At 69.2% G+C, this 23740-nt stretch carries 18 protein-coding genes and 5 pseudogenes; 19 read left to right on the top strand and 4 right to left on the bottom strand.

What is annotated here, in order from left to right; translation table 11 throughout:
• Positions 1–668: 668 nt before the first annotated feature.
• Positions 669–1304, top strand: a pseudogene (locus tag OYT95_RS44150) (response regulator); the annotation flags it as partial.
• A gap of 1321 nt (positions 1305–2625) precedes the next feature.
• Here the strand turns inward: OYT95_RS44150 and OYT95_RS44145 are convergent.
• The 3 genes and pseudogenes from OYT95_RS44145 to OYT95_RS44135 form a co-directional block, all read right to left on the bottom strand.
• Positions 2626–2856: a hypothetical protein gene (locus tag OYT95_RS44145; protein ID WP_268792747.1), complete on the bottom strand. Its 231-nt coding sequence runs from the start codon at positions 2854–2856 to the stop codon at positions 2626–2628.
• A gap of 139 nt (positions 2857–2995) precedes the next feature.
• Positions 2996–3304, bottom strand: a pseudogene (locus OYT95_RS44140) (WS/DGAT domain-containing protein); the annotation flags it as partial.
• Between the two features lie 178 nt (positions 3305–3482).
• Positions 3483–3949 (bottom strand): annotated as a pseudogene (locus OYT95_RS44135) (Hsp20/alpha crystallin family protein).
• Between the two features lie 681 nt (positions 3950–4630).
• On the opposite strand from OYT95_RS44135, the gene OYT95_RS44130 reads away from it, so the two are divergent.
• The 3 genes and pseudogenes from OYT95_RS44130 (at position 4631) to OYT95_RS44120 (ending at position 6445) form a co-directional block, all read left to right on the top strand.
• Positions 4631–4861, top strand: a complete 231-nt coding sequence (locus tag OYT95_RS44130) for a DUF2188 domain-containing protein (protein WP_268792745.1) — start codon at positions 4631–4633, stop codon at positions 4859–4861.
• 462 nt (positions 4862–5323) lie between these two features.
• Positions 5324–5596 (top strand): annotated as a pseudogene (locus OYT95_RS44125) (DUF4193 family protein).
• A 366-nt stretch (positions 5597–5962) separates the two neighbouring features.
• Complete coding sequence (locus OYT95_RS44120) at positions 5963–6445, top strand: GNAT family N-acetyltransferase (RefSeq protein ID WP_268792744.1); 483 nt, start codon at positions 5963–5965, stop codon at positions 6443–6445.
• Between the two features lie 198 nt (positions 6446–6643).
• On the opposite strand, the gene OYT95_RS44115 is transcribed toward OYT95_RS44120, so the two are convergent.
• Entirely contained in the window at positions 6644–7780 is a 1137-nt protein-coding gene (locus OYT95_RS44115) for a GTP-binding protein (protein ID WP_268792743.1), read from the bottom strand.
• Between the two features lie 362 nt (positions 7781–8142).
• Here OYT95_RS44115 and OYT95_RS44110 point away from each other — a divergent pair, with 362 nt between their 5' ends.
• The 15 genes and pseudogenes from OYT95_RS44110 to OYT95_RS44040 all read left to right on the top strand — a co-directional run bounded on the left by OYT95_RS44110 (position 8143) and on the right by OYT95_RS44040 (position 23578).
• Positions 8143–9432: an ATP-grasp domain-containing protein gene (locus OYT95_RS44110; protein WP_268792742.1), complete on the top strand. Its 1290-nt coding sequence runs from the start codon at positions 8143–8145 to the stop codon at positions 9430–9432.
• Positions 9429–10277, top strand: coding sequence for a hypothetical protein (locus OYT95_RS44105; protein ID WP_268792741.1), 849 nt, complete (start codon positions 9429–9431; stop codon positions 10275–10277). Before OYT95_RS44110 ends, OYT95_RS44105 begins: the two co-directional genes overlap by 4 nt.
• Positions 10274–11347, top strand: a complete 1074-nt coding sequence (locus tag OYT95_RS44100) for a PLP-dependent cysteine synthase family protein (protein WP_268792740.1) — start codon at positions 10274–10276, stop codon at positions 11345–11347. The genes OYT95_RS44105 and OYT95_RS44100 overlap by 4 nt, the downstream gene beginning before the upstream one ends.
• Positions 11344–12372, top strand: coding sequence for an enolase C-terminal domain-like protein (locus OYT95_RS44095; protein ID WP_268792739.1), 1029 nt, complete (start codon positions 11344–11346; stop codon positions 12370–12372). The genes OYT95_RS44100 and OYT95_RS44095 overlap by 4 nt, the downstream gene beginning before the upstream one ends.
• A complete protein-coding gene (locus OYT95_RS44090; RefSeq protein WP_268792738.1) occupies positions 12369–13625 on the top strand; it encodes an MFS transporter in 1257 nt (418 codons plus the stop codon). Before OYT95_RS44095 ends, OYT95_RS44090 begins: the two co-directional genes overlap by 4 nt.
• On the top strand, positions 13622–14458 hold the full coding sequence (locus tag OYT95_RS44085; RefSeq protein WP_268792737.1) for a class I SAM-dependent methyltransferase: 837 nt from the start codon (positions 13622–13624) through the stop codon (positions 14456–14458). The genes OYT95_RS44090 and OYT95_RS44085 overlap by 4 nt, the downstream gene beginning before the upstream one ends.
• Positions 14459–14520: 62 nt before the next feature.
• Complete coding sequence (locus OYT95_RS44080) at positions 14521–16098, top strand: ABC transporter substrate-binding protein (protein WP_268792736.1); 1578 nt, start codon at positions 14521–14523, stop codon at positions 16096–16098.
• Positions 16095–17045 carry an ABC transporter permease gene (locus OYT95_RS44075; RefSeq protein WP_268792735.1) on the top strand — a complete coding sequence of 317 codons (951 nt, stop codon included), beginning with the start codon at positions 16095–16097 and terminating at the stop codon, positions 17043–17045. Before OYT95_RS44080 ends, OYT95_RS44075 begins: the two co-directional genes overlap by 4 nt.
• A complete protein-coding gene (locus tag OYT95_RS44070; protein ID WP_268792734.1) occupies positions 17042–17884 on the top strand; it encodes an ABC transporter permease subunit in 843 nt (280 codons plus the stop codon). Before OYT95_RS44075 ends, OYT95_RS44070 begins: the two co-directional genes overlap by 4 nt.
• The gene (locus OYT95_RS44065) at positions 17881–19368 is read left to right on the top strand and encodes an ABC transporter ATP-binding protein (protein WP_268792733.1); all 1488 of its coding nucleotides are present in this window, start codon (positions 17881–17883) and stop codon (positions 19366–19368) included. The genes OYT95_RS44070 and OYT95_RS44065 overlap by 4 nt, the downstream gene beginning before the upstream one ends.
• A gap of 73 nt (positions 19369–19441) precedes the next feature.
• Positions 19442–20425 carry a metal ABC transporter solute-binding protein, Zn/Mn family gene (locus tag OYT95_RS44060; RefSeq protein ID WP_268792732.1) on the top strand — a complete coding sequence of 328 codons (984 nt, stop codon included), beginning with the start codon at positions 19442–19444 and terminating at the stop codon, positions 20423–20425.
• A 14-nt stretch (positions 20426–20439) separates the two neighbouring features.
• Positions 20440–21317 (top strand): annotated as a pseudogene (locus tag OYT95_RS44055) (metal ABC transporter ATP-binding protein).
• Positions 21318–21428: 111 nt separating this feature from the next.
• Positions 21429–21812: a hypothetical protein gene (locus OYT95_RS44050; protein WP_268792731.1), complete on the top strand. Its 384-nt coding sequence runs from the start codon at positions 21429–21431 to the stop codon at positions 21810–21812.
• Positions 21813–21869: 57 nt separating this feature from the next.
• Positions 21870–22868: a permease gene (locus OYT95_RS44045; RefSeq protein WP_268792730.1), complete on the top strand. Its 999-nt coding sequence runs from the start codon at positions 21870–21872 to the stop codon at positions 22866–22868.
• Positions 22865–23578, top strand: a complete 714-nt coding sequence (locus tag OYT95_RS44040) for a TIGR03943 family putative permease subunit (RefSeq protein ID WP_268792729.1) — start codon at positions 22865–22867, stop codon at positions 23576–23578. Before OYT95_RS44045 ends, OYT95_RS44040 begins: the two co-directional genes overlap by 4 nt.
• Positions 23579–23740 lie beyond the last annotated feature (162 nt).

The following is a 23740-nucleotide window of genomic DNA, read 5'->3' as shown; positions in this document are numbered from 1 at the left end:
CGACCACCGCTCCGACAACCGGGGTGGGTGCCGTGGCAGCTGTGGTCGGCACAGTGGGGTCGGCCGCGGCGATGCTGAGACCGCATCGGCCTCACCCGGAGGTCCAGGGTGATCCGCCCGGTGGTGACTATCGGCCCTAATTCGGCTGTCCCCGGCGGCGAAAACTAGGGGATAGTCGACCGAAGCGGAGGCAATCGTGGACACCACCATTCCGGACGAGAACGTCGTCGCATTGCGGTCGATCCGGCCTGTCGCGCTGCCTCAATCCACCACAGTGTCGACCGTCCTCGTGCTGGGCACCGAGAGCGACGGGAGGCAAGAGCGGCTCCGATCCGGCGAGTCGTTGTCCGCGGCGCTCCTGGAGGCCACGGTCGGCGGGACTCACTACGAGCCCCCGCACCCACATGCTGGAACCCCGGCAGAGCCGAGAGATGATCCGGGAACCGCTCCCGGACGGCGGATACCCCCAGGCTTTGATTCGGGTGGGCACCACCGGGCACGAGCTTCGGCCGCGGCAGACGGGAGGCGACCCACGGACACAGTGGGAACCCGCCGTGGTGGTCGGCGATGACGGGCGGCCACCCGACTCGACTGTGCCCTCGCACGCCGCCCGTCCGACGTAGCCCCCGTGATGCGATGGCGCCCACCCGCGGACTGGAGGTTGCCGAATGATCACCGTATTTCTGGTGGACGCTCACGAGGTCGTTCGCCGCGGAATCGCGGACCTCCTCACCGCGGACCCCGAACTGGTGGTGATCGGGGAGGCGGCCTCCTCCGCGCAGGCCCTCGCCAGGACCCCCGTGCTCAAACCCGATGTCGCGGTGCTCGATGTCCGGTTGCCCGACGGGAACGGCATCGAGCTGTGCCGGGAGTTGCTCTCCCGGATGCCCGCACTGCGGTGCCTGATGTTGACGTCCATCGCCGACGACCAGGCGATGCTCGACGCCATCGCCGCCGGGGCCAGCGGGTACGTCGTCAAGGACTTCCGGGGGCTGGAACTGGCCAGGGCAGTCCACGATGTCGGTGCGGGCAAGTCGCTACTCGACAGCCGCGGCGCCGCCGCGTTGATGGCGAAGCTCCGTTCGGAGGCAAACGAAAAGAACGGGCCGTTCGCGCGACTCACCAACCAGGAACGGACGTTGCTCGCGCTCCTGGGCGAAGGGCTGACCGATCGACAGATCGCCGAACGGATGATCCTCGCGGAGAACACGGTCACGAACGACGTGTCCCGGCTGTTGACCAAACTGGGCGTCGCACGCCGCACCCAGGCCGCCGTCCTCGCGACGACGATGCCCCCCCAACCGCCCCGAATACCGACAGCTCCCGCGGGCATAGCAGCGGACCGACTCAGCCGCTCGGAACACACACGCACTCGCCACCGGGACGCCGACTCTGCGATGATGTCGCACTTCTCGAGGTCGGCAAGGACTTCGTCTCGGTGGTCCACACCGAGAGTGAGCCGCGAACAGCCCGCGCCATAGACGTCACCCATCACGTGGACGGCTGCAACGTCGTTGAGCTGCCAAGGTCGCCGCAGGCAAGGGGGCGGCCAATTTTGCCCGATCCGTCGGCCGGAATCGAATGCGGCCCAGCAAGGTTTGCGGCCAATACCTGCAATACCGAGTGTGCATTCCGGACTTGGGATTCCGTATTTTCCCGGGCGCGACGGATGTCGGGCATGGAGCGGATAGCGAAAGCCGTGCCTGAAAAACCGCCGCGCAACCGGACTGGACAAGTGGACTATGGAACGGCTCGAGGAGTTCCTGGAGGAGCTCGCGCGAGGTCGTGCCGCTTGCGGACCCAGGGAAAACTGTTCCTCACCTGTGACGCAGTACGCCCCCAACTCGCTCGCCCGGCGATCCGCGCACCCCTGAGGCTCAGAAACTAACGAATGAGAACCATCGCATAGCGGCGCATAACTATGCACGGCGTCGGCGTGCGGTTTCACACTGGCCGATCAGCGTTCCTTCAGCCTCGATGTGTACCGCCGGGCAACGTCGGCCGCGTCATCGGCCATTACCAGGGCACGCTCCACATCGGCCAGGGCGCGCGGTCTGAGTGCCTCCGCAAGGGGCAACGGCGCCCACCACCAACAACGGACGCTGCGCGCAAGGCACACTCGCCGACGTGGTCAGGACGGTCGCACAACGCACCACCGAGGCCTGTCGAACTTGACGGAAGACCACGAGGGAGGCACGCGAGCCGATACCGACGAGGTTCTCGACCGAGAGTTCGGTGTCACCAAGGGTTTTGGACGGCCAGGCGCGGGCGGTCGTTCGCGCGCCGCCGGGACAACCCCCGAACAGCGGTCGGGCCGGGGGTCGGCGCCACGTCACACCCTCGGCCTGATCTCTGCTTCACAAGGTGTGACCGTGACCAGCCCTTTCCTTGATCCGCACACACCACGGTACGCGCTCGTCGGCAACCTCTGCAAGGTCCTGACCTGCGAATATGAACGGATTTCCGACCGAGGCCCCAAGTCCACGCAGACAGGTGCAGCACCCCCTCGTCCAGACCACCGATCACCACCGCCGGACCCGCCGCGGTGCGACTGCGCGGCGCAGATGGTGTCGCTCACGCAGGTGGTGTTCCGTCGTGGTCACTGAGCGGATCGGTGATCTCGCGCTACGCCGGTGGTGGGGTGGCGGCAAGTATGAGGTCGCCCGGGCTGGCGTGCTGGATGCGACCGGTGGCGAAATGCACGGTCAGTAATCCGTCGGGCGTGCACCCGATGATCACACCCGGCGTTCCGTGCCGGATGCGCGGGCGTAGGAAACCGCCGAGGTCTGCCGCCGCGATCACACGGTCGCCGATATCGAGGGGCTCGCCGGAGCCGCTGCCGTGCCCGCTGGTCATCATCGGATTATCGCCCTCGCACGCACCGGACACCGCACATACCGGGCGATGCTACCGCTGCCGGGACTGATGTGGTCGTGATGTTCGGCCGCTGAACATCAGGTGGTACGGCCTTTTCCAGCGTGGCCGACGCCTCCGCTCACCTCCCCCGTGGGGCGAGCGGGTGCTCGAGGTCGGTGAGCGAGGTCTCGAGGTGGGTGATGATCCGCTGCGGGTGGGGGACGGCGCTCCGGTCGCCGACGACACCGACCTCGAGCTGGCCGGCCCGGCTGGTGACGGTGATGGACAGCGCCTGACCGCCGAGCACGGCCGCGGCGGGGCAGACGGCATCAGGTGGGCACCGTTCCAGTACCGGGGTCTTCTCGGGCCGGGAATGTAGGAAATCGGCACGTTGAACGGGGGCGGAGTTGCCGTCGACGAACCGGCGCACCGGTTCGAGCACTATCGGACCCTCGTTGGTGAGATGGATTCGTGGTGTGCGCCTGTCGCGACCGCGGGGCTCCACCGGGCTGGGCAGTCGAGGGCATGCGAACAGGGTCTTCCAGCGCCAATGCTCACCGGCCGGCGGCTCAGCGATCAGCTGCCTCCAGCCCCATTAGCTAACGAAGGCTCACCGATCACTCCGATTAGGTCGTGGTGGTCTGGTCTGTTGAGTCGCTGGGCTCGATGACCTTGGTTTCCTCACGTGCCCCGGGGGTGATCTCGATGCGGCGCGGCTTGGCCCTTTCCGCCACGGGGAGGGTGACCGTGAGCACCCCGTTCTCATAGGTGGCGGCGATGTGGTCGGCGTCGATGTCCTGACCGAGAGCCAGCTGACGCAGGTAGCCGCCGTGAAGCGCTCGGAGGTCACCCACTGCACGTCGAGTTCGGTGCGTTCGCTGCGTTGCGCCTTCACGGAGAGGATGCCGCCATCGACGCTGACGTCCACCGAACCGGGGTCCACGCCCGGGAGGTCGGCGTGGAGCACGTAGTGATCGCCGGAGCGGTAGAGGTCCATCGGCATGAACCGTGGGGCTCGGGCGGATCCGGCCGACTCACCGAGCAGCTGCTCGGTGAGTCTGTCGATGTCACGGAAGGGATCGGGATGAAGCACAGCAACCACCTCCTGCGGGTTGGTGGCCGCACCTCGCCACCGCGACAGGTGTCGGCCGGCTGCGCTACCTCTGGTGTAGCACTCGACCTGCGCGAACGCCAGGTGCACTTGCCTCCCACGAGAAGCGGACTGGAGCCGCCGCACGACGCTCTCGAACTACTCGCCCAGGACGTTGCGGAGCGCGGCGTCGAATCGCGGCGACCTGACGCCGATACCGGGATGCTCCTCGAAACGCGCTCTCCCACGACGGGAACCCCACATCCGAGTTCGGTCGACAGGTCCGCCGGACTACGAATTGCACACCGGCCGGTGGTCGGCGGGAGCGCTGCCGGTTCGTCATCGGCACCGAGAAGTCAAGGTGATCGGCCACTGAGCGTGCCACGCGTCGACGTCGGCCGGGGTGCACCCACCGAGGCATCGGCCGCGGTGCTCGAGTCCCAGCAACGCGTGTGGGCGCGACTGCCCTGCCAGCCCCGATCCGTGCCGCCGCGAGGATTCCGATCTCGCTCTCGGCGGCTGTGCAGCCCGGCGACATTCACCACTCCGGCCGCCGCCCCTGACTGGTGGTTGTGTCCGGTACCGGCGGGGCGTTCACTGGAGGCGTCACAGATCCCCCATCCCCCGTTCGGCACCGGTGTCGAGACGCCGCAGGGTGGCCACCACACGCTCAGGAGGCCCGGCATGAAGCGGGCAACCCCATCGACAAGATTGAGGACCTACGACGTGCTGCCGCACGAGGGCGACGCCGCGCAGCGCTGGGAGATGCACCAGCACGGTACGCGCCAGCACGCCTACTTCGGTACCCAGCGCGAAGCGATCGCCGCCGCCCGCGAACAGGCGCAAGCACACCACCCGGCGAAGGTGGTGCTGCACGCCCCCGACGGTTTCGCCTACCGCGAGTTCACCTACTGACACCAGCGTCCCGGCCGGTGTCGGACCGGGAGGTCCCGGGCCGGGGCCGCACGCCGGCGAGGATCGGCTCCGTGAGGGCGCCTTCATCGCGGGACTGCACTGCTTCCGCGGTGCGGCCGAGACCCCGCTCAACCTGGTTCCGGAGATCCGTCCCTGAGGTGGAGACACGCGCTGCGTCGTGGATTGTCGTGCGCAACCGAGCGCGAACAACTGCGCGCCGACGATCGCCGGTTAACGCGGGGAGATCCTGAAAGCCGCTGTGGAGCACGCATCTCTTCGCACGCCCATTCCAATTCGGAGGAGCTTCGCTCGGTGATCGAGAGCGCGCTCGAGCCCGACCTCATACGGGGGTTGGCGGCGACCTTCGCCTGGTGGGCACGAGACGGCCCGCCCGGACGTTGTCCTGACAGCACCCCGAATGCGGGTGGGATTCCGGTGCCGACCCGAACTCAGGGAGAGGTCATGGCCACCGACCACGACGCACCCCTGCGAACCCGTCCCGAGGAACGGACGAGGAATCGCTCGACGAACTGCAGACCCGGCGCGGTGATGCCCGCTCCGGGGTAGTCGAGTCGTTCGAGCTGCCCGGCGCGGATCTGTCCGGGGAGGAACTGCGCGTGCGGGTGATCCCGAAGCGGGTCAACGAATTTACCTGTACCTGGTGCTTCCTGGTCCAGCATCCGCCGTGCCGACACCAGCGGCGGGCAGATGATCTGCCGCGACTGCGCCGGCTGACCCGAGGCCCGGGCGGAGAGGTTCCTGCGACCGCCGGCATCGGGTTGTCCGGCGACGCCGGCGGCCGTGGGACCGAGCCTGCCCACGGCGGATGATCGGTTGCCTCTGTCGGCGCACGTGTCGGGTATTCGGTGCCACGGCACTGATGCCCGCAGTTACAGCGTGAAGAACGAGCAGTGGCATTTGAAAGTCCTTCGTCATACCTTTTCCGCTGGTTGGGTCTCGCCGAGATGGAACAGCTCGAAGTCGATGCGGCCGAGGATCGGGTGCGCAAGGCGGTCCGTACGGCCCGCCGGACCGCCGGTCGGCCCCAACTCGACAGATCCACCCTGGTCCAGCCTCGGTGGGGCGAGGACAATAGGGACGATGGTCGACATCTATGAGGTACCCGCAGGAGAGCCACGCCTGACGTCATTCCTCCAGGCGCAGCGCACCACCCAGATCGCCCGGCGCGGCGAGTTGGTCGACGCACGCGACCGCCCGGCCCTGATCGCGTCGACCGACGACGAGACGGTCGGGGTGCTGATCTACGACATCGACGGCACGAACTGCGAAATCGTGAACATGCGCGCATCCGGCCAATGGGGCGGCGTCGGCACGGCACTCATCGAACGCATCGCCGAAGTCGCCCGTGCACAAGGCTGTTCGCGACTGTGGTTGGTCACGACAAACGACAACCTCGACTCGATGCAGTTCTACCAGCGGCGCGGCTTCCGCCTGTCGGCCGTTCGATGCGGCGCAGTGGACGAGGCGCGACGGACCCTGAAGCCGGACATCCCCGACGTGGGCTACCACAAGATCCCGCTTCGGGATGAAATCGAGTTCGAGCGCGACCTCGAACCCGCGTAGGCGAGCCCGCCCCACTCCCCGCGCTCGATCGAGCCCGAGCGGCCCGATGCGCGCAAGTCGGGGTTCCGGTAGTAATCGCCGAAAAACACCGGATATGGCGCAGTCCCTGGCCAGCGCGTAGACGAACGGGATCGGGCCGGAGACGATCGATTTTCGACAAGTCGGCCGAGACCTGGACTTCTCATCCATATCGCCGGTCTAGTGTTCGTGCACCGGCTCCCACAACGGTAGGGGGTCTTCGAAACGGGTCCACGCGGAGCTCCCTGCCGCCAGTTCGTCGTCGGTGAGCAGCGCACGATCGAGGATGCGCGCGGGCCCGTCCGGATCGAGTCGCACACCGATGAAGACGATCTCCTGTCCGGGTGCCTCATTGGTCGACGTCCACAGCTGCGCCGGCTCGATCACCAGATTGGGACCGGCCTGCGACCAGATTGCCGCGAGGTCGGGACGGCTGGCGATCCAACAGAAACCCTTGCTGCGCAGCAGTCCGGTGAACTGCCCCAACGCCTGCTCGAGCCGCGCGGGGTGGAACGGCCGCGACGCCCGGTAGGTGACGCTACGGATCCCGTATTCCTCGGTCTCCGGGGTGTGACCTCCGGCCAGCTCCTCGGCCCAGCCCGGAGCCTGGGCGGCGAGCTCGGGGTTGTACAGACCCGTCTCCAGGACATCGCCGAGGTCCACCGCCCCCTTCATGGTTCGCACTAGCTTCGCGGTCGGGTTGAGCCTGCGCAGCGCCGCCTCCACCGTCCCCGCGGCGCGCTCGCTCACCAGGTCGGTCTTGTTCAACACAATGACGTCGGCGAACTCCACCTGGTCCACGAGAAGGTCGGAGATGCTGCGCTGATCGCCCTCTCCGGCCTCGAGGTTGCGCTCGTCGAGGCGCTGCCCCTTTGCCAGCTCACCGAGGAACGTCGACGCATCCACGACCGTCACCATCGTGTCCAGTGCCGCGACCGTGCCGAGGCTGAACCCGTCCTCGAACTCCCAGTCGAACGTGGCCGCAACGGGCATCGGCTCCGAAATCCCCGTGGACTCGATGACGAGCTGGTCGAACCGGCCCTCCTCCGCCAACCTCGCGACCGCCTCGATCAGGTCCTCCCGCAGGGTGCAGCAGATGCAGCCGTTGGTGAGCTCCACCAACTTTTCCTGCGTCCGGTCCAGGTGGCCCTGCCCGGCGACGAGCGCCGCGTCGATGTTGACCTCGCTCATGTCGTTGACGATGACGGCGACCCGTCGGCCGTCCCGGTTGGCGAGGAGGTGGTTGAGCAGGGTGGTCTTGCCCGCTCCGAGAAACCCGGACAGGACGGTGACCGGGAGAGGCCGCGTAACAGTCATCCAGTAATGATAACTGTTTTCATTAATCCCCCTGTATTCGACTCTCTCCGCCACCCAATGCCCTCTCCCGCCACCCAATGTCACTGTGCGCCCGACATGGAGAGTCTTGCCCGATGGGCTGTGGCTGGCTGATGGAACTTACATCCCCTTGGGTGAGTTCAGACCGCGCCGCCGATCCGAGCTGCTGCCATGTCAGTGCACCTTCTTCTCGCGCTTGAGGCGCAGACACGCCAGGACTTTTGGCGTTGTGGCGCAACAGTTCGACTGCCGGAACAGCGTGCAGCTTTGCAAGCGTATTGCTATCGATAACGATTGTCATTACTGTTGCTTCGCTTGGGTCCGGGCGACAAAGGAGGTCACGGGTGGCACACCTACTGCTGGTGGAGAGCTGGGTCGGTGCAATGGGAACGTTGCTGCCGAGGGCGATTACCGAGCTGGGGGTCGAGTTCACGTTCCTGACGCGCCGCCCGGAGCACTACCCGCAGTCCACGCCCGAGGGATCGCCGCATCCGCTTCACCTGGGCCGTGCGGTGGTGACTGCCGAGACCAACGACCCGGCCGCGGCACTCCAGGCTGCCCGCCGCATCCATACCGGCGCACCGATCGACGGTGTCCTCACGAGCTGCGACTACTACCTCCCCACGGCCGCGCGGATCGCCGCCGAGTTGGGGCTTGCTGGTCCGCCACCGGATGCGGTCGAGACGGCCTGCAACAAGGCGCGCACCCGAGCGGCGTTGGACCGGTACGACATCCCGGGACCGCGCCACGTCACCACACCGGTCGACGACGTGACACTGCTCCGCGCTGCGGCCGATGGCGTAGGTTTTCCGCTGGTGATCAAGCCGACGGACCTGTGTGCGGGGATGTTCGTGCGGCGCGCCGACGACTGGGAGACCGTCGAGGCAGCGGCGGGCGATCTGCGTCGATTCGAGGTCAATGCGCGCGGGCAACGGCGGGATCCGGTGGTGTTGCTCGAGGAGTTCCTCGACGGTCCCGAGTTCAGCGTGGAGAGCTGGATCCGGGACGGCGAGGTCCACACGGTCGGGCTGACCGACAAGAGCCTGGGCGGCACATCGGGTTTCGTCGAGACCGGACACATGTTCCCGGCCGCCGTCGACGACCGGGACCGCGCACGCTTGGTGACCGCTGCGGAGACCGCGATCCACGCGGTGGGCCTCGATCACGGTGTGGTGCACACCGAGCTGCGGCTGACCGCCTCAGGGCCGCGCATCATCGAGATCAATCCGCGGCCCGCGGGTAACCAGATCACCGAGTTGATCAGGCACGTCACCGGCGTCGACCTGCCCCGGGTCGCGGTCGAGCTCGCGCTCGGGCGTGAACCCACCTCTTCGGCGGTCCCGGACCCCGGGCAGGGCAAGAGAAGGCCGTTGAGCGCCGCGGTAAGCATGCTGGTACCGACCGAGGCGGGGGTCCTCACTGACCTTCACGGTGCGGGAGCGATCGAGGACCATCCGGACGTGGTGGCGTCCACGTTCAAGGCGCCCGGGCACCGAACGACGGTGGGGGCGGACAACAACAGCTATCTGGGCAGCCTGATGACCGTGTCATCCGAGCGGGCCGGGGCCCGGCCGCTCGCCGAGACTCTGCTGTCATCGATCTCGGTCACTTACGGCGCGGAGCCCACGTCATGACCGCCGCCGCCCAGACCGGCACCGACCGGTCCGGTCCCGTCACCGCGCTCCTGGAGCGTTACCGCACCGATCCGGCCCTTATCTCCCCGGGCGGCGTTGCGGTCTCGACGGCCTTCACCACCGCTCAGGGGGTTCGGCACCCGGGGCGCCACGGCGGGTACCGAAATCAGGTGATCAGCCTGCGCGTGGGCGCGGCGACCGGTTCGTGCGCGGTCGAACCCGGGTCGATTAATCCGGATGTGGTGTACGCCTGCGCCGGGGTGCCCGTGGCCGAGTTGCTTCGCCACGACCAACTCGCCGTTCAGGTCGCCGCGCTCGACGCGTACCTGGCGCACCTGAACCCGCACGCGGGCGATGACCGCGCGGTGACAGTGCAGGTGCCGCCGGGTGATTCGTTGCAGCGCTCTCTCGCTCGGGCACATCACGTGACCGGGCTGGTGGACGCACCCCCGGGTGGACGGGTCCTGGCCATCGGGGTCGTCAACTCCCTGCTCGCGTGCCTGCGGGAGCGCGGTCTGCGGTATGTGCCGTGCGATCTGAAGGGCGGTACCACGGAGTGGGGTGAGCCGATCGTCGCCGACTTCGCCGAAGGGTTCGACGACTGCGATGCGGTGCTGGCCAGCGGAATGATGCTCGGCAACGGCACCTTCGACCGGCTACTCGAGTTGCTGGCGGCCAACGGCCGACCGGTCCCGGTCACCGTCTTCGCGCAGAGCGGGGCCGCGGTGGCCCGGGAGCTGCTCGGGCGCGGTGTCGATACCCTCTCGGCCGAGCCGTACCCGTTCTTCTGGCTCACCGGCGACACCAGCACCCTTCACCTGTACCGCGGATCGTGTCCGCGATGACCATCATCGAACCGCTCGCACGGGTCGGGCACAGCCCGCTCGTGCGCATCCACACCCCGGTGCCGCAGCCCCATCCGGGCTACTTCGCAAAAATCGAGTCGCTCGGATTCGGCGGCCTCAAGGCCCGGTCGGCACTGTCGATGCTGGTCGGCGCACGCCGGCGCGGCGAGCTGCGCGACGGCGCCCGGATCGTCGAATCCACCAGCGGAACCCTGGGAGTGGGTTTGGCGTACGTGGCGCAGCCGCTTGGCCACCCGGTGACGCTGGTGGTGGACCGCGAACTCGAACCGCCGATGCGGAACCTGCTGCGGGCACTGGGCGCGACCCTCGAGATCGTCGAGAGGCCTCATCCCACGGGCGGGTGGCAGCAGGCCCGACTCGACGCCCTGCACCGCCTCCTGGCCGAGCACGAGGATGCGTACTGGCCCAATCAGTACGACAACCCGGACAACGCCGCCGGCTATCACGGTCTCGCCGACGAGATCGTCGCCGGTCTCGCCGAGGCGGGTGTCGACCGGGCCGAGGTGTTGGTGTGCAGCGTGGGCACCGGCGGCCACAGCAGCGGAGTGGGCCACCGCCTGCGGCAGGTGTGGCCGGACCTGCGGATCATCGGCGTCGACGCCCTGGGGTCGACGATCTTCGGCCAACCCGCCACGCACCGCGTCATGCGCGGACTCGGCAGCAGCGTGCACCCCGGCAACGTGCGCTACGAGATGTTCGACGAGGTGCACTGGGTCGGCCCGCGCGAGGCCGTCCACGCCTGCCGCGCCCTGGCCCGCGGCGGCTTCCACACCGGAGGATGGTCCACCGGCGCGGCAGCGACCGTCGCCGGGTGGGCGGCCGACCGGTGGCCGGGCACCGTGGTCACCATCTTCCCCGACGGCCCGGACCGGTACCTGCGCAGCATCTTCGACGACGACTGGTGCCACCGACACCGTCTACTCGACCCACCGCGCGCCTCACCCCACGAAATCGACGACTGCCACGACCCCACCGCGTGCTGGACCCGATGCCAAACGGTGCGTTCACCGCACCAGATCACCGACAAGGCGGAGGTATCCGCAGTATGAGACTGACCTGGACCATCGACACCCTCGAACTCACGCATCCGTTCCGAATCAGCCGTGGTGTCATGGCCACCCGCGAGGCCGTCACGGTGACCGTGACCGGCCCGAACTCGAACCACGTCGGCCGCGGCGAAGTCGTCACCTCACCCTACGCACAGCTGGATGTCGATCGGATCGAGGAGCACTTGCGCCATGCCCGTGAGCACTGCGGCCGCGACGGGACCGGCCTCGACCGCGCGCTTACTGCGGTGCATCCGGCGGTGGCCGCCGCGGTGTGGTCGGCGGTCGCGGAACTGCGGGCACGCACGGCCGCCCAGCCACTGGCTGACCACCTCGGGCTGCCACTGCCGACCGAGGTTCCCATCTCCCGGACGTTGGGGATCGGGGCAGCCGAGTCGATGGCCACCGAGGCCACCGCCTTGATCGCCCAGGGATTTCGGCTGCTCAAGGTGAAGACCGATGCCGACCCGACCGCATCGGTTCGGCGGCTCGCAGCGGTCGCCGCGGCCGCGCCCGATGCCGACCTGATCGTCGACCCGAACGAAGCGTGGACGGCCACGACCGCTTTACAGGTACTCGCCGACACTCGCGGACTGCCGGTGGTCGCCCTCGAGCAACCTCTCCCGGCGTCTGACCGTGACGGACAGCGCGAGCTGCGCAGCCGCACGGACGTGCCCGTGATCGCGGATGAAGCCATCCACACCCTGCCCGACCTGGACCACCTCGACGGTCTCGTGGACGCGGTGAACATCAAGCTGCCCAAGTGCGGCGGCATCTACCGGGCCCACGAGCTCGCCGCCGCTGCCCGGGAACGCGGGATGGACGTGATGCTGGGCTGCCTGGCGAGCAGCTCGCTGAGCATTGCCCCGGCCGTGCACCTGGCATCGGTGGCGCGGTGGTGCGATCTCGACGGGCACCTGCTGCTCGCGCGGGATCCGTGGACCGGGCTGGGCGGCGAGGACGGGGTGTTGCGCCCGAGCGGCGTCGCCGGCCTCGGCGTGCACCCCCGTGAAGGAGACGATCGATGACCGAACTCGCCGCCAAGCCCGGGACGTTCGCGCTGCTGCGCAGCTTCCCCCGATCCGTTCAACTGCTGGTGCTCAACCAGTACGGCGTCAACACCGGCTTCTACATGCTGGTGCCCTACCTGGCGATGCACCTGACCGGAAACCTCGGACTGTCCCTCACGATCACCGGCCTGGTCCTCGGCGTCCGGACGCTGAGCCAGCAGGGCCTGTTCCTGATCGGCGGCACCGCCGCCGACCGGCTGGGACCGCACCGGGTCATCATCGCCGGCTGCGCGCTGCGGTCGGTGGGCTTCGCCGTATTCGCCTTCGGCACCAGCGTGCCGCTGCTCCTGCTCGCGTCGATCCTGTCGGGACTGGCGGGGGCGCTGTTCAATCCGGCGGTCCGCTCCTACATCGCGGTCGCCGAACCGACGCGGCGGGCGGAGGCGTTCGCGGTGTTCAACGTCTTCGCTCAGGCCGGCGCGCTGTCCGGGCCGCTGATCGGCAGTGCCCTGCTGGCGGTGGACTTCCGCACCGTCGCCCTCGCGGCGGCGGTGATCTTCGCGGCGCTGACGCTGGCGCAACTGCGGTTCCTGCCCGCCCACCCCGTCGAACCCGCCGACACCACGGTGCTCCGCGGCTGGGGCGAGGTGCTGGCCGACCGCCGGTTCGTCCTGTTCACCCTGGCCATGCTCGGCATGTTCGCCCTGCAGACCCAGATGTATCTGGTGTACCCGGTGCTGGCCGGGCGGATCACCGACTGGGCGGGTGCGGTCGCGGCGCTGTTCCTGAGCACCACCGTCTCCAGCCTGCTGTTCCAGGTGCGGCTGACCCGGTGGTTCGCTGCCCGGACCAGCCGGGGCACCGCGATCGCGGTGGGGTTGGCCCTGATGGGCGGCGCCTTCGTGGTGCTGCTGCCGGTGCTGTGGGCCGATCGCGGGCACAGCGTCGGTGAGATCGTCCTGGCGATCGCGCCGTTGGTGCTCTCCGCGCTGATTCTCGAGGCCGGGATCATGATCGCGCAACCGTTTGTGATGGAACTCATTCCGGCGTATGGGGATTCCCGCATATCGGGAACCTTGTTCGGGATGTTCTACCTCGTCTCCGGGGTGGTCGCCGCCGGCGGCAATGCGCTGATCGGCTATGGCATCGAGCTGGGCAACGGGTGGCCCGGAGCCGTGGTGTGCATCGCACTCGGGGCGGGATCCGCGGCCGGCGTGTGGCTGCTGCAGCGCCGAGGTCTGCTCGCCAGTCCGGCCGGGGTGCGGGCATGACCATGGCCGAGGCCCGAAACCTGTTGACCGACAACCCCGCACTGTACGAGGCACGGTTCCCCGACCCCGACCACACCGCCGGCCGGTTCGTCGACGACGTCCTGCAGGCCTACCTTCCGGGCGATGCCGACGGTTCTCGAACCAGCCCCACCGCGGTGCTGGACCTGGGCTGCGGAACAGGCCGGGACCTGGGTTTCCTGGCCCGCCGCGGGTACCACTGCCGCGGACTCGACCAATCACCGGCGATGGTGGACTACGCACAAAAGCGGTATCCCGGGGTGACCGCCTCACTCGGCGACCTGCGGGACTTCCATGTCGGCGAACGGTTCGACGCGGTCATCTGCCTGGACAGTTCCCTGCTGTACTGCCACACCGACAGCGAGCTGGAATCGTGCCTGCGCTGCTGCCGCACCCACCTGCGCACCGGCGGACTACTGGTGGCGGAGATGCGCAACGGCGCGTTCTTCCTCGGCAACACCGAACTCCTCGACCACCCGACCCGGTCGTCGTTCCAATGGCAGGGCAGCACCTGGCGGGCGGAGACGACCCTGTGGATCGACCACGCCGCCCAACTGCTCCGCCGCCGCCGACAGTGGCAGATCCCCGACACCACCGACGACCTCGTCCAGACCTCCGCGTGGCGGCTGCTGTTCCCCCTCGAGCTGACCGGCCACCTGCGCCGCGCCGGCTTCACGGTGCGGGCGATGTTCGACACCCCCGGGCCCCGCACCGACCGCGGCTGGCCGACCAGATCGGGGCGGGTCGGCCTGCCCGGCCTCGGCGAGGGCCCGATGTCCGGCGACCGGATGCACGTCATCGCCGAGGCGACCTGACCGTCCGCTTACGAGCAACCTGCACACCACCTTTGATCCACCATCCCAGGAGAAGAAATCCAATGAATCCGGTCAACCGATCGAGCCTGCCTCCCTTGCCGCGTCTGAGTCGGCGGTCCTTCCTCGGACTCGGCGCCGCCACCACCGGCGCCGTGCTGCTCGGCGCCTGCAGCTCGGCCGAGACCGGCACCCAGCCCACCGCCGCCCCGCGCGACGGCGGCCGGCTGCGGGCCGTCTTCGCCGGCGGCGGCGCACAAGAAGTGCTGGACCCGCACAAGACCAACCTGTACGCCGACGTCGCACGCTCGAACGCGCTCTACGACAAGCTCGTCGAATACGGCGACGACCTCGGCCCGGTACCGCGGCTCGCCACCACCTGGCAGCCGAACCAGGACGCGACCACCTGGACGGTCGAGCTGCGCCCCGCGGTGTTCCACGACGGGCGGCCGGTGCGGGCGGCGGACGTGCTGTACTCCTACCAGCGCATCCTGGACCCGAAGAACGCCCTGCGCCCACGGGCATCGCTCGAGGTGATCGACATCGCCCGTTCCCGGCAGCTCGATGACCGCACCATCGAATTCGTCTGCACCCGGCCCTGCGGCGACCTGGCAAATGTGCTGGCCGCGTTCGGCGCCTACATCATCCCGGAGGGCACCACCGACTTCACCGCGCCGGTCGGCTCCGGCCCGTTCACCTTCACCTCGTTCGAGCCGGGCCGCTCGTTCGTCGCCGCACGCTTTACCGACTACTGGGACGGCGCCCCGCACGTCCAGGAACTCGAAATCCTCACCGCCCCGGACGAGACGGCCCGGATCAACGCCCTGCTCGGCGGGCAGGTGGAATACGCCGACGACCTCGGTGTCACCTCGGCGCGCACCTACGACACCGATGGCCGGGTGCAGATCCTGCGCTCACCCCGCAGCGCGATGTCGGGATTCGCGATGAAGGTGGACCGCCCGCCGTTCGACAACCTGGACCTGCGCCGGGCGATGTTCGCGCTGGTCGACCGCGACGAGCTGGTCTCCACCGTGCTGGGCCGCTCGGGTGTGGTGGGGAACGACCTGTTCGGCCGCGGCGCCCAGTACTACGCCGACGACCTGCCGCAGCGCGGCCTGGACCTGGACGAGGCGAAGGCGCTGATCCGCAAGGCCGGCGCGCAGAACACGACCATCGAACTGCAGACCACCGGGGCCACCAACGGCTTCGTCGAGGCCGCCAACATCCTCGCCGAACAGGCCGGGCGCGCCGGACTGAAGATCGACGTGAAAGTCGGTGAGGGCTCCACGTATTGGACACGCACTCTCGACGAGGGAGTGCTGTCGAGCTTCCGATCCGGGGCCATGCCCATCGAAACGCACCTGGCGCAGCGGATGCTGTCCACCTCACCCAAGAACTACACCCAGTGGCGGCGACCCGACTTCGACGCACTGTTCGCCACCGCCAGCGAGAGCACCGACGACGCGGTGCGCGCCCGCGCCTACCGGGACATGCAGTCGCAGCTGTACACCGAGGGCGGGCTGCTGGTGTGGGGGTTCTCCGACGGCCTGCACGGCCTCGCCCCGAACCTGGCCGGGATGGCCCAGAACGCGCCCAGCAACACCCTCGGGTATGCCCGCTTCGACAAGGCCTGGCTGTCGTGATCCTCACCCGGTACGCCGGGGTGCGGGTCGCGGTCGGGTTGGCGCAGGTGCTCGGTGTGCTCGTCGTCGTCTTTGTGGTGGCGTCGGTGCTGCCCGGGGACGCGGCGGTGGTGATCGCCGCGGACGACGCCGACCCCGCGCGGATTGCACAACTGAGGGAGACCCTCGGGCTGGATCGACCGTTGCTCGTGCAACTGGGTGACTGGCTTGGCGGTCTGCTCCGCGGTGACCTGGGCACGTCCGCGGTCTCCGGCCGCCCGGTCACCGAGATGCTGTCCGCGGCACTGGCACCGACGCTCACCCTGGCCGCTCTTGCGCTGGCGGTGCTGATTCCGCTGGCGGTGGGGTTGGGGGTGGCCGCCGCGGTCGGCCGCGGCGGGCGGGTCGACCGGACGATCTCCGGGGCGGTGGTGGCGCTCTACGCGGTGCCCGAGTTCGCCCTCGCGATCATCCTGGTCGCGGCGTTCGCGGTGGGGCTCGGGGTGTTCGCCCCCACCGCGGTCGGGGCCGACGGGCCCCTGCTGTGGCAGCCGGAACTGTGGGTGCTGCCGGTGGCGGTGCTGGTGATCCGCCCGGTGTGCTCGCTGTCGCGGCTGGTGCGCGCCTCGATGATCACCACCCTCGACTCCGAATACACCCGGCACACCCTGCGGCTGGGGGTGCCGGCCCGCCGGGTGATCTGGCGGCACGCCCTCCCCGGCTCGCTCACCCCCGCCGTCCAGCACCTCGCCCGGGTGGCGGACTGGCTGCTCGGCGGGGTCGTCGTCGTCGAAGCGGTCTTCGCGCTCGGCGGCCTCGGACAGGTCCTGGTCGGCGCGGTCAGCAGCCGCGACATCCCGCTGCTGATGGGCCTGGCCGCGCTGTTCGCGCTGATCACCGTCACGGTGAACACGATCGCGGACATCGTCGCGTTCCGGCTCAACCCCACCGCAGGCGAGGCGTCATGACCGCCCCCGGACGGTCGGACGTGCGGCGCCGACTGCCGAAGCCGCGCCACCTCGTCGGCCTGTCGCTCACCGCCGTCCCGCTGCTGATCGCGGTCCTGGGTCCGCTGATCGCCGAGCCCGCCGTCCGCGGTCCGGCGTTCACCCTCGGCGAGAACTGGCTCCTCGGCACCGACTCCGAGGGCCGCGATGTGCTCACGCAACTCCTTCTCGGCGGGCGCCCGCTGGTGCTGGTGGCCACGGCGGCGGTAGGGCTGACCTATCTGCTCGCGGTGCCCTGGGGGGTGGCGGCCGCGACCACGCGGCGCCGGGGGGTCGACGAGGCGCTGATGCGACCGCTGGATCTGCTGCTGTCGCTGCCCTCGATGATGCTGCTGCTCCTGGTGGTCGCGCTCACCGACGCCGACACGGTGGTGTTGGCGGTGACGGTGGCGGTCCTGTTGTTCCCGGACGCGGCCCGTCTGGTGCGGGCCTGCGCGCTGCACGCCGCGCACACCCCGGCGATGGAGGCGCTGCGGCTGCAACGCGAAACGTGGTGGCGCCGAGGCATCGGCTACCTCGGCCGATCACTGCTCCCCGTGCTCGCGGCCGACGCCGGGCTGCGGTTCGTCGGCGCGATCTACCTGGTGGCCTCCGCGAGCTTTCTCGGCCTGACCGCGGACTCCGCCGGCACCGACTGGGCCGTGATGATCGACCGCAACCGCTCCGGTATCGCCCTCGTCCCCTGGGGTGTCGTGGTCCCCGCGGTGATGATCATCGCGCTGGCGATGGGCGTGAATCTGCTGTTCGACGCGGGGGCCCGCGCCGCCATCCGCCAGTCTTCCCCGAAGGATCCGACATGACCGAAACAGTGCAGGTAGTACACGCGCAGCGCACCGCCATCCGCGTGCGCGGGGTGACCGCGAAAACCCGCGACCGGATCCTGGTCGCGGGCGTCGACCTCGACATCCCCGACGGCCGCGTCACCGCGATCATCGGCAGCTCCGGCAGCGGAAAGACCACCACCGCACTGGCACTGATGGGCGAACACCGGCCCGGCGTGACACTGTCGATGGACCACCGCGACGCAGCCGGGGTGCGGTTCGGCTACGTTCCGCAACAACCGTCCTCAGTGCTCAACCCGGTCCTGCGGATCGGCACCGTCCTCGACGACATCGCACGCGCCGCCCACCGGGCGGGCCATCAGGTCTCGGTGCCAGGCGCACTGCAGCGGGCGGGCTTCCCGTCCAATCCGGCCATGCTGCGCCGCTACCCGCACCAACTGTCCGGTGGTCAACAGCAACGACTGGTCATCGCCCACACCCTGCTGACGAACCCGACCTGCCTGATCATGGACGAGCCGACCACCGGGCAAGACCCGGCGAACCGGGCAGCCGTCCTCGACGAGATAACCCGGCTGGCCGGCCAGGGCCTGACGGTCGTACTCCTCACGCACGACCTCGACGCCGTCCGGCAGGTGGCCCAGCAGGTGATCGTCATGGCAGACGGGCGGGTCATCGAAACCGGCGAGACCGGGGTGTTGGAGGCGCCGGCGCAGGAGCAGACCCGGGCGCTGGTCGAGGCGCAGTCCCCGGCGGTGCGACACAACCGGATCCGCCACCCCACCCCGGGGGTGAGTACCCGAGTGAGCATGGACGGCGTCTGCGCCGGTTTCCGCAGTACCCCGGTGCTGCAGAACTTTTCGCTCTCGGTCGAGCCCGGGAAGTGCGTGGCCCTGGTCGGCCCCTCCGGCTGCGGCAAGACCACCGCGGCTCGAGTCGTCGCAGGCCTGCACCGGCCCACGGCCGGCCGGGTCCTCCTCGACGGTCGGCCGCTGGCAGGAACGACGCACAACCGCACCCGAAACGACATCGCCGCGATCGCGTACGTCTTCCAGGACGCCAAAGCAGCCTTCGACCCCTACCGAAGCGTGTGGGAACAGATCGTGCGCGGACCCCTACGACTGCGCGGCGCCACCAACGCGGAGGCCGCAGCGGCGGCACACACCGCCCTGGAGCAGGTGGGCCTGGACCGGAAGATCGCGCAGACACGCCCCTCCACCCTCTCCGGTGGCGAAGCGCAGCGCGCCGCGCTGGCACGGGCACTGGCGGCGGCGCCGTCAGTGCTGATCTGCGACGAGATCACCACCGGCCTGGACCCCGTCTCCCAGCGGCGCGTGCTCGACATCCTGTCCGAACTCACACGAACACGTGGGATCTCCCTGATGGTGATCAGCCACGACGCCGCCGTCGTGCAGACCGTCGCCGACGAGGTCATCGACATGCGAGAAGGGGAGTTGTCCGCGGCACGCCATTCCGGGGGGTGCGTGACGCCGTACATCGCCTGAGGGTCGACCGGCCGACGGTTTAGTGGTAATGATTCCCAATACCGATCATGTTTTTCCTATCGAGGAGTTTCGCGTGTCTTGGTCCCGATCGTTCCGTGTCACCACTGTGGCCGCAGGCCTGTCCGCTGCCGCAGCCCTGACCCTCACCGCGTGCGGGTCCGACCAGGAGACCGACACAGCCGCCGGCCCGGTGACCGTCGTGGCATCCACCGATGTGTGGGGCAGTGTTGCGCAGGCCGTCGCGGGCGACCACCTGCAGGTGACCTCGATCATCACCGATCCCTCGGCTGATCCGCACTCGTTCGAGGCGAGCCCGGCCGACGCCGCCGAGGTCACCGACGCGTCCCTGGTGGTCTACAACGGTGGTGGTTACGACCAGTTCGTCGACGACATCCTGGGCAGCGGCGACGGAAGCAGTGATCAGCGCACCGTCAACGCCTTCGACATCCTCGAGGGCGGGGCGCCTGCCGGAGGGGACCAGCACGAGAGCGCGGCGGCTCACACCGGCGAGTCACCCGAGGGGCACGATCACGGCGAGATCAACGAGCACGTCTGGTACGACGTCGCGGCGGTCGACGCGACCGCGCATGCCATCGCGGACCAGTTGGGCGAACTCGATCCCGACAATGCCGGCGCGTATCGGGCCAACGCGGACAGCTTCTCCGGTCAGCTCGCGCAGATCACGGCGGTGACCGACTCGATCGCCGCGACCCACAGGGACGCGCCCGTCGTGCAGACCGAGCCGATCGCCCATTATCTCCTCGAGGAGGCCTCCCTGCAGGATGTCACCCCGGAAGGGTTCACCAGCGCCATCGAGAACGGCAACGACCCGGCGGCCGCCGACATCGCGGCCATCCGGCAACTGTTCGCAGACAAGCAGGTCAAGGCCCTGGTCTACAACGTGCAGACCCAGGACAACGTCACCGAGGACGTGCGGGCGACGGCCGAGGCGGCCGGGATTCCGGTCGTCGAGGTCACCGAGACCCTGCCCGAGGGCCTCGACTACCTCCAGTGGCAGACCGACACCGCGAAGGCGCTGGCCGCAGCCCTGCAATAGGGGTTGATCGTCTTGTGACCGAACGGATGTCGAGCAACGCCGACCACAGTCGCACCCCCGCAGTGCAGCTGCGGGGGGCGCGGTTGTCCTTCGGTGACCGCACCCTCTGGCAGGACCTCGACCTCACCGTGGAACCGGGCGAGTTCGTCGCCGTCCTCGGCCCCAACGGGTCCGGCAAGACGTCGCTGCTCAAGATTCTGCTCGGGCAGTTGGCCCTCAGCTCCGGCACCGCACGCATCGCCGGTTCCCCGGCCCGGTCGGGTAATGCGGACGTCGGGTACATCCCCCAGCAGAGGTCCATGGACGACGGTTGCCGCTGCGGGGACGCGACCTCGTCGGGCTCGGCGTCGACGGCCACCGGTGGGGCACCGGTCTGCGTCGGCGGAGGTGGCGGCGCACGATCGTCGACGCCGCGATCGCCGAGGTCGGGGCGCAGGACTATGCGGATGCGCCGATCGGGTCGCTGTCCGGCGGGGAGCAGCAGCGGCTGCGGATCGCGCAGGCCCTCGTCGGCAACCCGCAGGTCCTGCTGTGCGACGAGCCTCTGCTGAGCCTGGATCTGGCCAACCAGCGCCTGGTCTCGGGTCTCATCGACCGGCGCCGGCGCACCCACGACACCGCGGTGCTGTTCGTGACCCACGAGATCAATCCGATCCTGCCGCTGATCGACCGGATGCTGTATCTGGTGAACGGGCGGTTCCGCATCGGCAGACCGGACCAGGTCATGACCTCGGCGGTGCTGTCGGAGCTGTACGGCACCGACGTCGAGGTGCTGCACGTACGCGGCCGCGTCATCGTGATCGGGACCGGCGACGACCTCGACGCCCTCACCGGCGCCGGCGGACTGCCCCCCAATGGGCGCGTGCGCTACCTCCCCGAGGAGGACCAGTGAGCAGCAGGTGTCCTCGACCGCTACGTGACGGCGCCGTTGCCCTGGCGAGGACTGACGAGGGCACAGCACCCTGCTCTTCTTAACGGAAATGATTTCCATTAAGGAGTTGTCATGGGCGCTCGCACCGACCCTTCCGACGAGGGCGGCCCGACGGTGGGACTGTGCGCAGGAATGCGGTGCGCCGCCCTGTGGCGCCGGCACAGTGCCGAATCCACCTCCGATGTGTTCTGCACGGAAGGCCCCGCACGGATTCGGAACCTGATCCGCGCCACGAAAGGCGGGGTGCTGGTGCGACTCCCGTGCATGGGGTCGTGCAGCGACGGGCCTATGGTCGGCGTCGCCTACCGGCCCGCGCACAGCGCGACATCGGAGGGCGCGACGTGGATAGCGTGCGCCGATACTCCGCGGACCTACTCCGCCCTCGTGGAATGGGTCGCCGGCGATTGGTCACGAGGCCCGGTGACGGCGCCACAGTCGCTGCGGCGGCGTCCGTAGCGCGGTACGAGTGATGCGGGCGGCCCGTGGCCCGGGGTGGCGTCCCCGGGAGCAGGCATGATGGGGCTCGTGCATGCTGCGACCGGGCCCCGCCTGACCTCGATGCACGTATTCGGGGCGCTGCTGGTCGCGGCGTTGTTGTTCCGCCACTCGCTCATCGGGTTCGTCAACTCGTTTCCGACACTGCAGACCGCTGCCACCGTGTTCACCGGCGTCTTCGTGCAGGCGACACCGTTCCTGGTGCTCGGTGTCCTGATCAGCGGGGCGATCGCCGCGTTCGTCTCCCCGCGGGTGCTGCGCGCAGTGCTGCCCAGGCGTGAATCGGTGGCGGTCGGGGTGGCCGGGCCGGCGGGGGCCGCCCTGCCGGGGTGTGAATGCGGTGCGGTGCCGGTGGCCCGGCGGCTGATGGAGCAGGGGGTGCCGAGCGCGGCGGCATTGACGTTCCTGCTGTCCGCTCCTGCGATCAACCCGGTGGTACTGGTCGCCACCGCCGTCGCGTTCCCGGGTGAGCCGGCGATGGTGGTGGCGCGACTGGCGGGCTCGCTCGCGACCGCACTGGTCATGGGGTGGGTATGGTCCCGGTTCGGGCGAACCGAGTGGATCACCGCGAGGCTGAACCACCACGACACCGACACGGGTGGTTCCCGGTGGGTGGTGTTCGCCGAATCCGCCCGCCACGATCTGCTGCAGGCCGGGTCGTACCTGGTCCTCGGCGCCGCGGCCGCGGCCGCCCTGCACGTGCTGGTGCCGTCGTGGATCTACGAGCACCTCGCGGGTCAGATGCTCCTCGCCATCCTCGTGATGGCGCTCTTGGCGGTCGTGCTGGCCCTGTGCTCGGAGGCCGACGCCTTCGTGGCGGCGAGCATCTCGATGCTGCCGCTGCTGCCGCGGTTGGTGTTCCTGGTGGTCGGGCCCGCGGTGGACGTCAAACTCATCGCCATGCAGGCGGGCAGCTTCGGCCGCGCGTTCACCGTCCGGTTCGCCCCACTCACCTTCGTCGTCGCAGTGCTCTGCGCCTGCGTGGCAGGGTATCTCGTGCTCGGCGGTGTCCGGTGAACCGCGAAACCGCCAATGTCCTGCTCCTGTTGGTCGGCGGGGCGCTGGTCAAGATCGCCGTCGACGGCAGCTACGTCCGCTACGTCAAACCCGGCCTGCTCCCGTACCTTCTGGCCGCCGCCCTGGTGATCATCGTCCTGGGGATCGCCGCGATCGCCCACGATATCCGCCGCGGGCAGGCGCCGGACGCAGACGAGCACCGGCACAGCACGAGGCCCTACTGGATGCTGCTGATTCCGGCCGCGATGATCCTGTTCGTGGCACCGCCCGCCCTCAGGGCGTCGTCGGTAGGTTCGTCGACGGCGCAGCAGACGATGGCGGCGCCGGACAAGACAGCGTTCCCCCCGCTCCCGGACGGTCCCGCACCGGAAGTGCCGCTCCTCGAGGTCATCGGGCGGGCGGCCCGCGACCGGGCCGGCAGCCTCGATGACCGGCAGATCACCACCGCCGGCTTCGTGCTCGCAACCCGCAACGACGGCCGCGACGGCCTGGACCTGGCCCGGATCCTGATCATCTGCTGCGCCGCCGACGCCCGCACCATCCGGGTCCACCTCGACGGCAACCTCGGCGACATCCCCGAGGGAACCTGGCTGTCGGTCACCGGCGACGTACAACCCGACACCGCCACCGCCGACACCGGCTACACACCCACCCTCACGGTCACGGACGTACGCCGAATCCCGGCCCCGGCCAACACCTACGCGTACTGACCGCACGAACGACGGCCGACGAACCCACCCTCCCGAGCCCACGGCGGGCTGGGCGGTAACGGCCCGCTGACCAGAGTCTTTCCGAGTCCGGCGATGGTGCGGCGCCCGGAGGCCGGTTCGACAGTGCAGCCACCCCACCGACCCTTATTGGCAATAGTTACC

It is taken from the genome of Rhodococcus sp. JS3073, assembly GCF_026810085.1.
In the GTDB taxonomy this organism is placed as follows: domain Bacteria; phylum Actinomycetota; class Actinomycetes; order Mycobacteriales; family Mycobacteriaceae; genus Rhodococcus_F; species Rhodococcus_F wratislaviensis.
This window is presented reverse-complemented; position numbering and strand designations above follow the sequence as displayed.

Coding starts and splice junctions, on each gene's coding strand:
- OYT95_RS44145 (WP_268792747.1), bottom strand. CDS start 2,856: ATGACCAGCGGGCACGGCAGCGGCTCCGGCGAGCCCCTCGATATCGGC.
- OYT95_RS44130 (WP_268792745.1), top strand. CDS start 4,631: ATGAAGCGGGCAACCCCATCGACAAGATTGAGGACCTACGACGTGCTG.
- OYT95_RS44120 (WP_268792744.1), top strand. CDS start 5,963: ATGGTCGACATCTATGAGGTACCCGCAGGAGAGCCACGCCTGACGTCA.
- OYT95_RS44115 (WP_268792743.1), bottom strand. CDS start 7,780: ATGACTGTTACGCGGCCTCTCCCGGTCACCGTCCTGTCCGGGTTTCTC.
- OYT95_RS44105 (WP_268792741.1), top strand. CDS start 9,429: ATGACCGCCGCCGCCCAGACCGGCACCGACCGGTCCGGTCCCGTCACC.
- OYT95_RS44100 (WP_268792740.1), top strand. CDS start 10,274: ATGACCATCATCGAACCGCTCGCACGGGTCGGGCACAGCCCGCTCGTG.
- OYT95_RS44095 (WP_268792739.1), top strand. CDS start 11,344: ATGAGACTGACCTGGACCATCGACACCCTCGAACTCACGCATCCGTTC.
- OYT95_RS44090 (WP_268792738.1), top strand. CDS start 12,369: ATGACCGAACTCGCCGCCAAGCCCGGGACGTTCGCGCTGCTGCGCAGC.
- OYT95_RS44085 (WP_268792737.1), top strand. CDS start 13,622: ATGACCATGGCCGAGGCCCGAAACCTGTTGACCGACAACCCCGCACTG.
- OYT95_RS44080 (WP_268792736.1), top strand. CDS start 14,521: ATGAATCCGGTCAACCGATCGAGCCTGCCTCCCTTGCCGCGTCTGAGT.
- OYT95_RS44070 (WP_268792734.1), top strand. CDS start 17,042: ATGACCGCCCCCGGACGGTCGGACGTGCGGCGCCGACTGCCGAAGCCG.
- OYT95_RS44065 (WP_268792733.1), top strand. CDS start 17,881: ATGACCGAAACAGTGCAGGTAGTACACGCGCAGCGCACCGCCATCCGC.
- OYT95_RS44050 (WP_268792731.1), top strand. CDS start 21,429: ATGGGCGCTCGCACCGACCCTTCCGACGAGGGCGGCCCGACGGTGGGA.
- OYT95_RS44045 (WP_268792730.1), top strand. CDS start 21,870: ATGATGGGGCTCGTGCATGCTGCGACCGGGCCCCGCCTGACCTCGATG.